We start from the raw sequence: 13,444 nt of genomic DNA on the forward strand, positions 1-13,444 counted from the left end.
TCACAAATTGTTGAGCGCTCCGTTATGCCAGTTACATCAGCCACGCAAAATTTATCCAGTCAAGCTACTACGATCACTCACCATCGCCCTCTAAACTTGGCCGACATCGATAGCCCAAACACGAAGCGGGTCATCGTTGGTATGTCAGGCGGTGTGGACTCTTCGGTATCAGCCGTACTTCTGCAGCAAGCAGGCTTTATCGTTGAAGGTCTGTTTATGAAAAACTGGGAAGAGGACGATGGCACTGAGTACTGCACGGCTATGGACGATCTTGCAGATGCGCAAGCGGTCTGTGACAAAATCGGTATCAAATTGCACACTGCCAACTTTGCGATGGAATACTGGGACCGTGTGTTTGAGCATTTTTTGGCTGAATATAAAGCCGGACGCACGCCTAACCCCGATATTTTGTGCAATAAAGAGATCAAATTTAAAGCATTTCTAGACCATGCCTCTGATCCAAAATTTGGTCTTGGCGCTGATTATATCGCTACCGGTCATTACACGCGCCGCAGCGTAAATTATAAAAATAGCGCGGGTATGGAGGTAGCGCAGCTATTGCGCGGCCTTGATAACAACAAGGACCAAAGCTACTTCTTACATGCCGTTGGCGGCGACAAGATAGCCAAGACTTTATTCCCAGTCGGAGAGTTAGAGAAGCCTGAAGTACGCCGCATCGCAGAAGAGCATGATTTAGTGACCGCGAAGAAAAAAGACTCAACCGGTATTTGCTTCATTGGTGAGCGCCGCTTTAAGGACTTTTTGCAGCAGTACTTGCCTGCCCAAAAAGGCGATATCATCACTGACGATGGACATGTTATCGGTCAGCATGATGGGCTGATGTACTACACCTTAGGTCAGCGCGGCGGTATCGGTATCGGCGGTGTAAAAGATCGTCCTGAGGAGCCTTGGTTTGTCCTTGCTAAAGATTTAGAGAAAAACCAGCTAATTGTCGGTCAAGGTCACGAGCATCCTATGCTGATGAGTAATGAGCTGCAAGCTTATAAAATGGATTGGGTCGATGGTCTTGCACCAAAAGCTGTTTTTACTAGCGAAGGTTTAAGCTGTATGGCAAAGACACGCTATCGTCAACCCGATCAAGCTTGCCGCGTGTTTACGACCAATGCTGATGGCAGTGAGGTTCGAGTGGTATTTGATGAGCCGCAGCGCGCTGTCACCCCTGGTCAGTCAGCGGTATTTTATATCGACGAGGTATGCTTAGGCGGCGGCGTGATTGAATCTATTGATGCGCCATGCGGTTTTTAGATAGGGTTTAATTTTTGACAAGCAGCAGTAGTAACCGTTACTGCTCCGCTTGTCATGTCGTCCATTCGCGTTTGGATTATGATCCTCAATCGTTTTTGACTCCTCTCTCTATTCAATTTCTCCCAAATCTATTGACGTTGATATCTGTCTTTGACGTACTATTAATTCGTGGGAAATATCGCTGACACTCCCTTTTTTGCATCAGTTTTTGCTATAATTGCGCCACCAAAATTTACTGCTGTCGTAAGCAGTCATTCACTTTCTGTTCATTCAAAGGCGATACCATGACCCCACTTACCGCTCTCTCCCCAATCGATGGCCGTTATGCTTCAAAAGCTGACAGCTTACGTCCTTATCTTTCTGAGTTTGGTCTTATTAAAGCGCGTGTCACCGTTGAGATCCGCTGGTTACAGTCGTTAGCAGATAATGATGCCATCGGTGAATTATCAGCGTTTGATGCAGATACCCATGCCTTTTTGAATAGTATCGTTGATGATTTTAGTGAAAGTGACGCGCAGGCGATTAAAGATATTGAGGCGACGACTAATCACGACGTCAAAGCGGTTGAGTACTTTATCAAAGATAAGTTTCGCGGCAATCAGCAGCTAGAAGACAGCTTGGAGTTTATCCATTTTGCTTGTACCAGTGAAGATATTAACAATTTGTCTTATGCGCTTATGCTCAAAGACAGCCGCGAGCTTGTTGTTGCAAAAATGCAGCAAGTGACCGATAGCATCGTTGACTTGGCGATTACTCACGCTGATCAGCCTATGCTGTCACGCACCCACGGTCAAACTGCTAGCCCAACGACGCTAGGTAAAGAGATGGCCAATGTCGCTTATCGCTTAGCTCGTCAAATCAAGCAAGCTGAGCAAGTCGAGCTACTCGGTAAAATCAATGGCGCAGTCGGTAACTACAATGCTCACCTATCAGCCTATCCTGATGTAGATTGGCAGAGCCATGCGGAGCAGTTTATCAATCAGAGCTTAGAGCTGACGTTTAACCCTTATACCACTCAGATCGAGCCGCATGACTATATCGCTGAATTGTTTGATGTGGTCAAACGTTTTAATACTATATTAATCGATTTTAACCGTGACATTTGGCAATATATTAGCTTAGGCTATTTTAAGCAGCGCCTAAAAGACGGCGAAGTCGGTTCATCTACCATGCCGCACAAGGTCAACCCGATTGACTTTGAAAACTCAGAAGGCAATTTGGGCGTGGCCAATGCCATGTTAGCGCACTTAGGCGAAAAGCTGCCTATCTCGCGTATGCAGCGTGATTTGTCAGATTCTACAGTACTGCGTAATATCGGTGTCGGCCTGGCGCAAAGCATGATTGCTTATGATGCGTGCCTAAAAGGTGTAGGCAAATTAGAAGTCAATCCTCAGCGTTTAAATGATGACTTGAAGCAAGCGCAAGAGGTACTTGCCGAGCCGATCCAAACGGTCATGCGCCGTTACCGTGTCGAAAACCCATACGAGAAGCTCAAAGCCTTGACTCGCGGTAATGCCATGACTCGCGAAGCCATGCTAACCTTTGTAGAGAGCGATGAGTTGGCTGCTGTCTCAGATAGCGACAAAGCAAGCCTGCGCGAGCTGACGCCAGCTACTTATACGGGTAACGCTGCTGAGCAAGCACGCGCTATTCAAGACTGGATAGCAAAGCTTTAAAGTTTGCTAAGGTGAATTGAATACCTTAAAGCAATAGAGATAAGGCACAATTGCCTCATCTCTATTTGTTCAAACTTGCTATACATTCGCCTAAGTCCATAAAAAAACAACCTTACTTTGCATGCTATGATGATCTTAAAAACTCATAGGTGATAAGTAAGGTTTTATTTTTTATCCTTTTTATCATCATCGTCATCACTGTCGCCTGGTATGATAGCCTTGCCGACCGCGACCGTGCCTTTGACTACGCCTTTGGTGGTTTTATAAGCAACTTTGGCAGGTACAGTGACAATTTTATGGACACAAGCTTGTAGGACAAATACGCTGGCGATAATGACGATGAAATGCAACTTTTTCATAAACTTCCTATAATTTTAAGATAAGCCGATAGTCTTTGTATTAAGCTATCGAAAAGTCATCATAAACGATTAAAACTCTCCTATAAAGTCATCCTGACTATTAATTTTTCCTAATTTTTATATGGATTTACCAATGAGCGCTATACCCCTTTGTTTACCTGATAATATGACCCCTGAGCAATTCTTAAACGAGTATTGGCAAAAAAAGCCATTGCTGATCAAGCAAGGTCTGCCGCAACTAATCGGTATGTTTGAGCCAGAAGATATGCTCGGCCTAGCGCTTGAAGAAGAGGCCTCTGCCCGCCTGCTCACTCAAGCGGCAACTAAGCCAGTCGATGAGCCGCAGTGGCAACTCAAAAAAAGCCCCTTAAGCGAAACCGACTTTGACAACCTGCCAGCGCAGTGGACAGTCCTTGTGCAAAACCTTGAGCAATGGTCGCCTGAGCTTGGGCAATTGTGGCAAGCGTTTGACTATATTCCGCAGTGGCAGCGTGATGACATTATGGTCTCTTACGCACCTAAAGGCGGCTCGGTCGGCAAGCACTATGATGACTATGATGTGTTTTTGGCGCAAGGCTATGGCTCACGCCGCTGGCAGCTAGGTAAATACTGTGATAAGAATACGGAGTTTGTGGCAGATGAGCCGATAAGACTGTTTGATGATATGGGCGACATTATCTTTGATGAGATATTAGAAGCGGGTGACGTGCTTTATGTGCCGCCCAAACTCTCGCATTTCGGCGTGGCGCAAGATGATTGTCTGACTTTTTCTTTTGGCTGCCGTCGTCCAAATTTGATGCAAATTATCGATAGCTTAGCGGATATCGCCACCAACGATAGCGATTTGTTTATTCCGCTGCTATTGCCGCAAGCACTACAGGCATCTGGCGCATTGCAATCAGAGAGTATCAGTGCGATCAAAGAGCAGCTCTTGCACATGCTACAGTCTGAGCGTGGTGACGATATCATTCGTCAGGCAGTATCTGAGGTCGTCAGCAAACGCCAATATGATGCGCTCGTACCAGAGGAGACGCTGGACACAGATGAGCTGATACAGGCCTTATCAGAGGGCGCAGTGCTGCAAGCAGATTACAGCAATCGGCTGCTCTATCATAAACATGCCGGTGAACTCATCCTGTACGCTAATGGTCAACGCCTAGATGGTCTAGATACTATTGCCAAACAGACATTGCAGCGCTTGGCAGATGGCGAAGCTTTGCAGGCGGATGATGTTGCAGACATCGATCCCGATGACTTAATGGATTGGCTGGAGAACGGCTGGGTTTGGCTTGATTATGCTGATTAACTGCTCATTTTTTTGTACAAGTTATCTTGTATAGGCCATCTCAGTCTGTCCTCAATAAAAAAACCGATACCTGAGCTTTCAGATATCGGTTTTTATTATTACTGTTGGTTTTATCCTGCGCACTCACCGCTCAGCATCATCTATCTATATGACCTAAGCCGCGATGCAAGAAACAACCCTAGTCGGTACCAAGCTCAAGCAAACTGGCATTACCACCAATCGCTGTGGTATTGATGGTTTTGACGCGCTCAGTGACAAACCGATGCAGATAGTCAGGCGTGAGCATCTCTGACATGCCGTCCATATCGGTCACACTAATGACTTGCGTCAAGATACCATCGGTGTTGGCCAGCTCTTGGCTAACGGCCTGCACTTCACTATTACTGCCTGCCACTGCGACCTGCGCGAGGCGATCGATGTATAACAGTGTGATGGTTTGTGAGTCGTTGGCGACGCTTAAGACATCATCGCTTACTCCTATCTCATAAAGCACTTTTGCCGCTTCATCGCACATCTCCGCCTGACTTGGGCAGTGTAGTATCACTTCGTTACCCGTCAGCAGGGCGGCGATTAGCTGACCAAGCACTGCCATCGTACGCGCTGACTCACTACCGATGACCATGGTTTTACCACGAGCCGTCATGTACAGATCATTGGACTCTCCTGTCGCGCCTGTCATACGGTGTACTTCATCTAAGCTTGGCGCAGCGCTCAACAAATGGTTGAATAAGCGCTTAGCTTTATTGGCATCGCCCGTCAGCAAGGCCAACCGAGGAATGGCTGCTTGCAGATAAGCGGCGCGATTGACCGCGCCAAGTAATCGCCAAGACTCACAAACTTGGGCATGATTTTTTTTAAATTCAGTCGCCATCTTGCTACTCCTTATGCGATTGCTGATTGCGTGGATGTTGAAGGTTGATTGTCGCTATCTAATTTCATCAGGCGCGCCACATAATGCGGGCCACCCGCTTTGGGGCCAGTACCTGAGAGGCCACAGCCACCAAATGGCTGGACGTTGACCACCGCGCCGATTTGGTTGCGGTTGATATACGTATTACCCACCAGCACGCGGCGCTCGATATGCTCGGCGGTGTTTTCGATACGGCTATGAATACCCAATGTCAGACCAAAGCCGGTGTTATTGATGGCATCGATCAGCTTGTTTAGATCACGTGCTTGATAACGCAAAACGTGCAAGATAGGACCGAAGTGCTCGCCGCCTATCACATCAATGCTTTTTACTTCTATCGCTGTCGGCAAGACAAAGGTCGACTTTTCTTGACTGACGACCGAGCTGACACTCATGGGCGTCTGTGCTAAGATCGTCGCGGTTGGCTCAGCACGCATGCGCTCGATATGCGCTTCTAGGCCATTTTTGGCATCGGCATCGATTACCGGACCGACATCTGTGGCGGCGTACAGCGGATTGCCGACCGACAGCTCCGCCATATTGCCTTGCAGCAGCTCAATCAAATCATCAGCCATCTCTTCTTGTACACACAAGATACGGCATGCTGAGCAGCGCTGACCCGCTGAGCCAAAGGCAGATAGCACAGCGTCTTTGACCACTTGCTCAGGCAAGGCGGTTGAGTCGACGATCATCGCATTTTGTCCGCCTGTTTCGGCGATTAGTATTGGTAGCTCACCACTGCTTTGTGCATGACTGTTTAAGCTTTGGTTGATACGCTGGGCGGTCTGGGTAGAGCCTGTAAATATCACACCTGCGATATTGTCAGCGGCCGTCAATGCACCGCCTACCTCACCTGCGCCTATTACCAACTGCAACGCTTCTACCGGCACCCCTGCTTGATACATCAGTTGTGCACCAAAATGCGCAATCAGGCTGGTCTGCTCAGCAGGTTTAGCGACTACGGTATTGCCTGCGGCCAGCGCCGCCACGATTTGACCGGTATAGATGGCCAGCGGAAAGTTCCAAGGACTGATACAAACAAAGGTACCGCGCGCTTTATACACTTGACGTGCAGGCTTACCAGACAAGTCTGTAAACTCGTGCACCACCTCATCTAGGCGCTCTGCTTCATCCGCATAAAAACGGCAAAAATCGACCGCCTCTTTGATCTCATCGATACTGTCTTGCATGGTTTTGCCCGCTTCTACTTGGCACAGTGCCATGAGCTCAGCGTAGTTTTCTTCATACAAATCAGCAATCTTACGTAGTATGGCTGCGCGCTTGGCCGCTGACTGCGCTTGCCATGCTGCTTGTCCTGCCACGGCCGCTAGGGTCGCTTGTTGTGCCAGATCAGCATTGGCATAAACCACTTCACCAGCGATCACGTCGTGATTCCAAGGCGCGCGTACTGTGTGCGCTTCAAGCTTGTTGACTTGACCATCCACTTTATATTCATCAATCGCCGCGCCATTGATGATAGAAGTCGCTGACCATGTTTTGTGCAAGTGACTATCAATCGCCGCTTTAAACGGTAGCCACTGCGACTCTACAAAGATATTGGGGCCAAAGCTGGCGCGGCGCTCGCCATAGATATCTAATGGCAAGGGAATCTCTGGATTGTGCAATGTTGCGTTGGCCAGCAGCTTATCAAAAGGGTGCACGGTCAGCTTATCAATCGGATAAGACTTGTCTAGTAGCTGATGGACAAACGAGCTGTTGGCACCGTTTTCGAGCAAACGACGTACCAAGTATGGTAGCAAGTCTTTATGAGCACCGACTGGCGCATAGATACGCACCGGAATCTGATAGGCCTGCAAGATATGATCATAAAGTGCATCGCCCATGCCGTGTAGACGCTGAAACTCAAAGTCTCGATGCGCACTCATGGTCATGACTGATGCTAGCGTATGCGCATTGTGCGTCGCAAACTGCGGCCAAATCAGCCCGCGCAGATGATCTGATAACAAGAAGCGCGCGCACGCCAGATAGGCTGTGTCGGTGCCTTCTTTTCGTGTCCAGACAGGATAACCTGCCAGCCCTTTTTGCTGAGCCAATTTGATCTCCGTATCCCAGTACGCGCCTTTGACCAAACGTACTGGAATGCGATCACCCATTTCTGCCGCTAACTGCGCCAGCCATGCCAAAACCGCAATCGCGCGCTTTGAGTAGCCCTGCACCACTAACCCTAAGCCATCCCAGCCGGCAGTCAAATTGTCACGATACAAAGACTCAAACAGTTTTAGCGAAATCTCAAGGCGATCCGCTTCTTCGGCATCGATACTGATATCGACATTGACAGCGCGCGCCGCTTCGATCAGTAGCAAACAGCGCTGGCGCAGCAGTCCCATCACTTGCGCTTCTTGCGTGGCCTCATAGCGCGGATGCAGCGCCGACAGCTTGATAGATACTGACGGTTTTGGCATGCCCTCAGCCACTTTGATATCTGCGGTGGCTTTGATGGCGTGCAGATAATCATTAAAGTACTTTTCAGCATCTTTATGCGTGATGGCCGCCTCACCCAGCATATCAAATGAATAGGTATAGCCTTTATTGCGATACGGCTGACTGTTTTTATTGGCGCCCTCGATGGTTTCCCCCAATACAAACTGATGCCCCATGATGCGCATGGCTTTTTGCATGGCACTACGAATCACCGGCTCGCCCATCTTTTTGGTCATACGATCCAAAAACCCTGTGGCCGTGGTGCTGCTATCGATACTCACGACGCGGCCGGTCATCATCATGCCCCATGTCGAAGCATTGACCATAAAACCATTGTCATTTTTGATGTGTTTTTTCCAGTCAGCCACGCTCATCTTGTCATGGATCAAAGCATCAGCCGTATAATTGTCTGGTACGCGAATCAAGGCTTCAGCCAAGCTCATCAGCAAGATACCTTCTTGGGTATCAAGGCTATACTCAAGCAATAATGAGTCCACCATTTTGACGGCTTTGCCATCATTGCGTACATGTTCGACCAGCTGGCGTGTTTGCTTAGCAGCGTCGTCACGCTCTTTGTCGCTGGGCTTAGCAAGTGGCAACAGCTCTGACAACCAGCGCTCTTCATCCACACAATATAAGGGTGAAATACACGCGTATAGTGCTTTTGACGACTGGGTAATATACTCTGGCGCTAGCAGATCGACAGGCTTAAATAAAATCGGCTCTTGCGGGGTAAACTGGTCTACTGGGTTCATAACAACTCCATAACTATCGTTTAAAAACCATCATAAATGGGGCTTTAGGAAGTCTGATCGTCTGGTATCACCGCTAATGACAGCGGTTAAATAAATAGCAATCACAATATATGCATGCAGCGATAATCAAAAGACCAAACGGCGCCATCACAAAACGAGAAAATCCAGCATAGGCTGGAAACGGTTAAGTAGGTCGTTCGAGTGTTAAACGGGCTACGTTAACAATACAAAGGCAACAACGAAAAGTTAAGCGGCATTAGTGCCTTCTTCTTGTTAGTAGTGAAAGGAGTGCGATGAGCAGGTTTTGCGATAGCGATATCAAACATCGACGTGTCAAATATGGCGAATCCCTGTCATCTAAGATAATGCAAATTCACTGTAAGAAAAACCTCTACGGCGTTGATTGAGGTGATGCGCTTAACGTCGCTATAATATCATGAAAAAAATTTTCCAACTAACGATATCGCGTATTTTTGACAATTAATATCTTACTAAAAAACAATCAGTTACTAGTACATTTGCCATCATGACGCCTGAGTTATATTTTTGTGTTTACTATTGTGTGTTAATTGTTTTTTTAATCAAATACTTGGACGCGCCACTTGCTAAAACCTGCACCCTAAAAACCCTCTACTGCGCCCACATAAAAAAACCCTTTTTATCCATATCAGATAAAGAGGGTTTTTACGGATGACAACGCAATATTGAGCCGTTATATCAAGTTAAGCGTATTTGTATCAAACGTATTGATAACGCCAAATACTTATAGCAGTACCAGCTTGGCAAGCAAAATAGCCGTCAACACCCATACAGGGATGCTAATCTCTGAAAACTTACCCGTCATCAGCTTGACAGCAGTAAAGGTGATAAACCCAAGCGCGATACCATCAGCGATAGAGTACGTCAGCGGTGTGAGTAGCAGGACTACCGCCACTGGTGCCGCTTCGGTTAAGTCTTCCCAGTTGATGTCTTTTAGCGTAAACAACATCAATACCGAGACATAAAAAATTGCGCCAGCAGTCGCATATGCAGGAATCATCCCAGCAAGGGGTGCAAAGAAAATACTCAGCACAAACATCACGCCCACGGTCACTGCCATCAGACCTGTACGGCCACCTGAGGCCACACCTGAGGCGCTCTCGATATAACTGGTCGTCGATGATGTACCTAGCATAGCGCCTGCGACCGTCGCTGTTGAGTCAGCAAGCAGCGCCTTGTCCATGTTAGGGATATTACCGTCTTTATCGATCAGACCTGCCTTGTTGGCGATACCCACTAGACTGCCTGCAGTATCAAACAAATCGACAAACAAGAAAGCAAAAATCACACTGATCATACCGATATCAAAGGCACCTGCGATATCGAGTTTCATAAAGGTTGGTGCGACAGATGGCGGCGTCGACATGATGCCTGTAAACTGTGTATGCCCTGTAAACAAACTGATCAGAGTAATCGCCAAAATACCAATCGTCACCGCGCCTGGGACTTTTTTGTAGACCAAGCCGATAATAATAAAAAAGCCCAGCGCCGCCATCATCGGTGCAAACGCGGTCATATCGCCTAGCATCACTAGTGTCGCATCACGGCCAACGATGATGCCTGAGCTTTGTAAGGCAATAAAGGCCAAAAACGCACCAATACCCGCCACGATGCCTTGCTTGAGGCTGGCTGGAATGGCATTGATGATCCACTCGCGAATCTTAAATAGGCTTAAGAGAATAAACAAACAACCTGATAAGAAAACAGCGCCTAACGCGGTTTCCCACGCATAGCCCATCCCTAAAACGACGCCATAGGTAAAAAAGGCGTTTAAGCCCATACCAGGAGCCAATGCCACAGGCAATCGGGCATAGATACCCATGATAAAGCAGCCTAATGCCGCTGCCAAACAGGTAGCAACAAACACCGCCCCTTTGTCCATACCAGCCCCTGCCAATACGTTGGGGTTGACAAAGATGATATAAGCCATCGTCAAAAAGGTGGTTATACCAGCGAGGATTTCCGTTTTGACCGTGGTGTTTTCACCGTTGATCCCAAAATAGCGTTCAATTGCATTCATAAGTGTCGCGCCCAGCTTGCTAAGGTATGGCCTTATTTAAAATAAATATGACGTCAGCAAATAGATTGCGACGTCATTATCAAAAAGGCAGCGGTAACAAAGTGCAACATTTTAGAGAAATTGGCGTACAAATTCAATCATTACCCGTGCCTGATGGGTGCAAACAGCTGTTTTCGCTTTATTTATGACTGTTTTGTGGTTTAGCTCATGTGATAAGTCACCAAATCAATCGAAAATAACAACGTATCATTTTTACCGGTTTTATTTACCGTTTAACACTTTAATAAATGACCTTTTTTTCATTTCACAGTACACTACACTAGGACTTGTCTTACCAGTTGTTATTCATCACTCATGAGTCAAATACATGCCTGAATCATTAAACATTATCGACCTTATTACCCAAGCCAGTTTGCTGGTACAAATCGTCATGGCGTTGTTGTTATTGGCCTCGCTACTTAGCTGGGTAATTATTTTTCGTATGAGTGCACGGCTGGGTACTGCCAAAAACTTCGACCAACAATTTGAGACGTGGTTTTGGTCGGGTGAAGACTTGGCCAAGCTCTATCAAGGCGTACAAGGCTCCCCTGATCGGCAAGGGCTTGAGCAGATTTTTTATGTTGGGTTTTCTGAATATTTAAGAATGCATAAAAAACGCCAACCCAAAGACGACATCATCGATGGTGTGGAGCGCAAGCTACGTGTCGGATTGGGTCGTCAGCAGTTATTACTAGAGTCAGGACTGACCACGCTTGCCAGTATTGGCTCAGTGGCGCCTTATATTGGACTGTTTGGGACGGTTTGGGGCATTATGAATGCGTTTTTGGGGCTATCACAAACTGAACAAGCCACCCTCGCTGCGGTCGCTCCTGGGATTGCTGAAGCACTGATCGCCACTGCTATGGGTCTATTTGCTGCGATTCCTGCTGTACTGGCCTACAACCATTTCACCGCCAAGTCTGGCCGTCTGTATGAGTCGCGCGCGCTGTTTTGTGATGAAATGACTGGTATGCTCCAGCGTGAGACCAGCGCTGAGCGCAGCACAAACCGCGAAAACAACCCAAGCTCAGAGGCACCATCGAGTGCCAGTCAGGTGCAAGGACGCTAAGTATATGAGACAAAGCCCCTATCGCCGTGAAAAAAAACCCCTAAATGCAGAGATGAATGTCGTTCCTTATATCGACGTCATGCTGGTACTACTGGTGATATTTATGGTGACCGCGCCGCTGCTCATCACTGGTGTCGACGTGGATCTGCCCAAAGAGCAGACCAACACCATGAGCCAAAGTCAGCTACCAGTCATTGTGTCTTTGACGGCGAGCGGCGAGCTATTTATCAGCTATGAAAACAACATTGACATGCCGATTAGTGAGCCTGAGCTGATCAATACGCTGTCCAATCTTCAAACACAAAACAGCAATACTGGCAAGCCACCGGTACAAGTGATGATCAATGCCGATCAAAACAATCAGTATGGCGCTATCATGACATTGATGGCCAGCCTACAACAAGCAGGGATCGAAAAAGTCGGACTACTCACTGGTGCGCCTTTACCGACCCCATCGCTGTGATTGTCTCGCTATCTGTGCTAATACAGTGCCAAGCAATGATACAGCAAACCATAGCAAACAATCTGATATACCACGCTCATGAGTAATCACACCATGCATAATGCCCCTGTCGTTTATGTGCCCACCGAGCCTGAAGGCAACGGGCTGACCTTACCTATGCTGCTGAGCTTGCTCGCACATGGGCTGGTGCTGGGTATCTTGATATACGCGTATCAACACACCGATGTAGAGACAGCAGGTAGTATCGAGACGGTCATGGTCTCGCCAGAGCAGCTCGCTGAGATGCAAGGACAGATATTGGCCAACCGAGCTGCCGCTGCAGAGGCCATGCAAACCGACAGTAGTACAAACGGCATATCCAGCACCTTGCCCCCTCAGACATTTGATAGCGTCTCTACCAGCCAAAGCATTGACCAACCGAATGCGCAGCGCGCACCTGTATTCACACGCTCTAACGATCCTGCGAGTGCATCAATTCTCATGAGTGAGACGCAGCACCAACGTCTGCTTGAGCAAAATCAAGAATATGAACGCCGTATGGCAGAGTGGGCAGCCAAGCTTGATGAAGCCGTATTAGAAGAACACGAAGCAGTTGAACAATATAAAAAAAAGCAGCTGATAGAGGAACAAAGACGGCTGGATGAGTTTCATCAGAAACAAAACAACCCACCCAAGATTACTCGTCCTACGCCTACCGGCCGAAACCTAAAAATTGATACTGGTGGTTCTGGTAGCGCAGGTAAAACCTTTGACTTATCAGAAGGTCAATCAACGGCTGATAGCAAGCCTGCTATTACCCGTAGTAGCGCTTCGGCTTCTGCGGATGATTTTAAGAACAGCATAGCCGCTGAAATTCAGAGAAATTTAAAAGCACCGCTTGAAACCCAAGGTATTACTGCTAAAGTAGCTTTAAGATTAGATAATCAAGGTAACGTATTATCCGCCAAAGCTACTGGCGCTAATAGCGCTGTTAATGATGCTGCCGAAAAAGCCGCTTTTGCCGCAAGCCCCCTACCTATTGATTTGACTAACCCTGCCAGCTTTGCGGCTTTAACTATCAACGTTATGGTTCAATAGATTAAGGTAAAAAGTATTTGAGG

The 13,444-nt window shown here is 47.5% G+C and carries 10 protein-coding genes; 6 read left to right on the plus strand and 4 right to left on the minus strand.

Annotated features, from left to right (window positions below; translation table 11 throughout):
* Positions 1-24: 24 nt before the first annotated feature.
* Positions 25-1,266: a tRNA 2-thiouridine(34) synthase MnmA gene (mnmA, locus tag ACNFVB_RS08135; protein ID WP_430737148.1), complete on the plus strand. Its 1,242-nt coding sequence runs from the start codon at positions 25-27 to the stop codon at positions 1,264-1,266.
* Positions 1,267-1,550: 284 nt separating this feature from the next.
* Entirely contained in the window at positions 1,551-2,942 is a 1,392-nt protein-coding gene (gene purB, locus ACNFVB_RS08140; protein WP_430737149.1) for an adenylosuccinate lyase, read from the plus strand.
* Between the two features lie 164 nt (positions 2,943-3,106).
* On the opposite strand, the gene ACNFVB_RS08145 is transcribed toward purB, so the two are convergent.
* Positions 3,107-3,301 (minus strand): NF038104 family lipoprotein, encoded by a 195-nt coding sequence (locus tag ACNFVB_RS08145; RefSeq protein ID WP_100749484.1) that lies wholly within the window; start codon positions 3,299-3,301, stop codon positions 3,107-3,109.
* A 133-nt stretch (positions 3,302-3,434) separates the two neighbouring features.
* Here ACNFVB_RS08145 and ACNFVB_RS08150 point away from each other — a divergent pair, with 133 nt between their 5' ends.
* Positions 3,435-4,607: a JmjC domain-containing protein gene (locus tag ACNFVB_RS08150; protein WP_430737150.1), complete on the plus strand. Its 1,173-nt coding sequence runs from the start codon at positions 3,435-3,437 to the stop codon at positions 4,605-4,607.
* A gap of 178 nt (positions 4,608-4,785) precedes the next feature.
* Here the strand turns inward: ACNFVB_RS08150 and ACNFVB_RS08155 are convergent, their stop codons facing one another.
* From ACNFVB_RS08155 to ACNFVB_RS08165, 3 genes are all read right to left on the minus strand, one after another.
* A complete protein-coding gene (locus ACNFVB_RS08155) occupies positions 4,786-5,478 on the minus strand; it encodes a 1-pyrroline-5-carboxylate dehydrogenase (protein ID WP_430737151.1) in 693 nt (230 codons plus the stop codon).
* An 11-nt stretch (positions 5,479-5,489) separates the two neighbouring features.
* The gene (gene putA, locus ACNFVB_RS08160) at positions 5,490-8,714 is read right to left on the minus strand and encodes a bifunctional proline dehydrogenase/L-glutamate gamma-semialdehyde dehydrogenase PutA (RefSeq protein WP_430737152.1); all 3,225 of its coding nucleotides are present in this window, start codon (positions 8,712-8,714) and stop codon (positions 5,490-5,492) included.
* 763 nt (positions 8,715-9,477) lie between these two features.
* Positions 9,478-10,773, minus strand: coding sequence for an NCS2 family permease (locus ACNFVB_RS08165; RefSeq protein ID WP_430737153.1), 1,296 nt, complete (start codon positions 10,771-10,773; stop codon positions 9,478-9,480).
* 367 nt (positions 10,774-11,140) lie between these two features.
* Between ACNFVB_RS08165 and tolQ the strand changes: the two genes are divergently transcribed.
* The 3 genes from tolQ to ACNFVB_RS08180 all read left to right on the plus strand — a co-directional run bounded on the left by tolQ (position 11,141) and on the right by ACNFVB_RS08180 (position 13,421).
* Positions 11,141-11,881 carry a protein TolQ gene (gene tolQ / locus ACNFVB_RS08170; protein ID WP_105246049.1) on the plus strand — a complete coding sequence of 247 codons (741 nt, stop codon included), beginning with the start codon at positions 11,141-11,143 and terminating at the stop codon, positions 11,879-11,881.
* A gap of 4 nt (positions 11,882-11,885) precedes the next feature.
* Positions 11,886-12,344: a protein TolR gene (tolR, locus tag ACNFVB_RS08175; protein ID WP_288999550.1), complete on the plus strand. Its 459-nt coding sequence runs from the start codon at positions 11,886-11,888 to the stop codon at positions 12,342-12,344.
* 78 nt (positions 12,345-12,422) lie between these two features.
* Positions 12,423-13,421 carry a cell envelope integrity protein TolA gene (locus ACNFVB_RS08180; RefSeq protein WP_430737154.1) on the plus strand — a complete coding sequence of 333 codons (999 nt, stop codon included), beginning with the start codon at positions 12,423-12,425 and terminating at the stop codon, positions 13,419-13,421.
* Positions 13,422-13,444: the final 23 nt, after the last annotated feature.

This window comes from Psychrobacter sp. VH5, assembly GCF_050572635.1.
GTDB classification, from domain to species: Bacteria; Pseudomonadota; Gammaproteobacteria; order Pseudomonadales; family Moraxellaceae; genus Psychrobacter; species Psychrobacter celer.

Bases quoted from the DNA above. Each gene is read 5' to 3' on its own strand.
- mnmA (WP_430737148.1), top strand. From the start codon at position 25: ATGCCAGTTACATCAGCCACGCAAAATTTATCCAGTCAAGCTACTACG.
- purB (WP_430737149.1), top strand. From the start codon at position 1,551: ATGACCCCACTTACCGCTCTCTCCCCAATCGATGGCCGTTATGCTTCA.
- ACNFVB_RS08145 (WP_100749484.1), bottom strand. From the start codon at position 3,301: ATGAAAAAGTTGCATTTCATCGTCATTATCGCCAGCGTATTTGTCCTA.
- ACNFVB_RS08150 (WP_430737150.1), top strand. From the start codon at position 3,435: ATGAGCGCTATACCCCTTTGTTTACCTGATAATATGACCCCTGAGCAA.
- ACNFVB_RS08155 (WP_430737151.1), bottom strand. From the start codon at position 5,478: ATGGCGACTGAATTTAAAAAAAATCATGCCCAAGTTTGTGAGTCTTGG.
- putA (WP_430737152.1), bottom strand. From the start codon at position 8,714: ATGAACCCAGTAGACCAGTTTACCCCGCAAGAGCCGATTTTATTTAAG.
- ACNFVB_RS08165 (WP_430737153.1), bottom strand. From the start codon at position 10,773: ATGAATGCAATTGAACGCTATTTTGGGATCAACGGTGAAAACACCACG.
- tolQ (WP_105246049.1), top strand. From the start codon at position 11,141: ATGCCTGAATCATTAAACATTATCGACCTTATTACCCAAGCCAGTTTG.
- tolR (WP_288999550.1), top strand. From the start codon at position 11,886: ATGAGACAAAGCCCCTATCGCCGTGAAAAAAAACCCCTAAATGCAGAG.
- ACNFVB_RS08180 (WP_430737154.1), top strand. From the start codon at position 12,423: ATGAGTAATCACACCATGCATAATGCCCCTGTCGTTTATGTGCCCACC.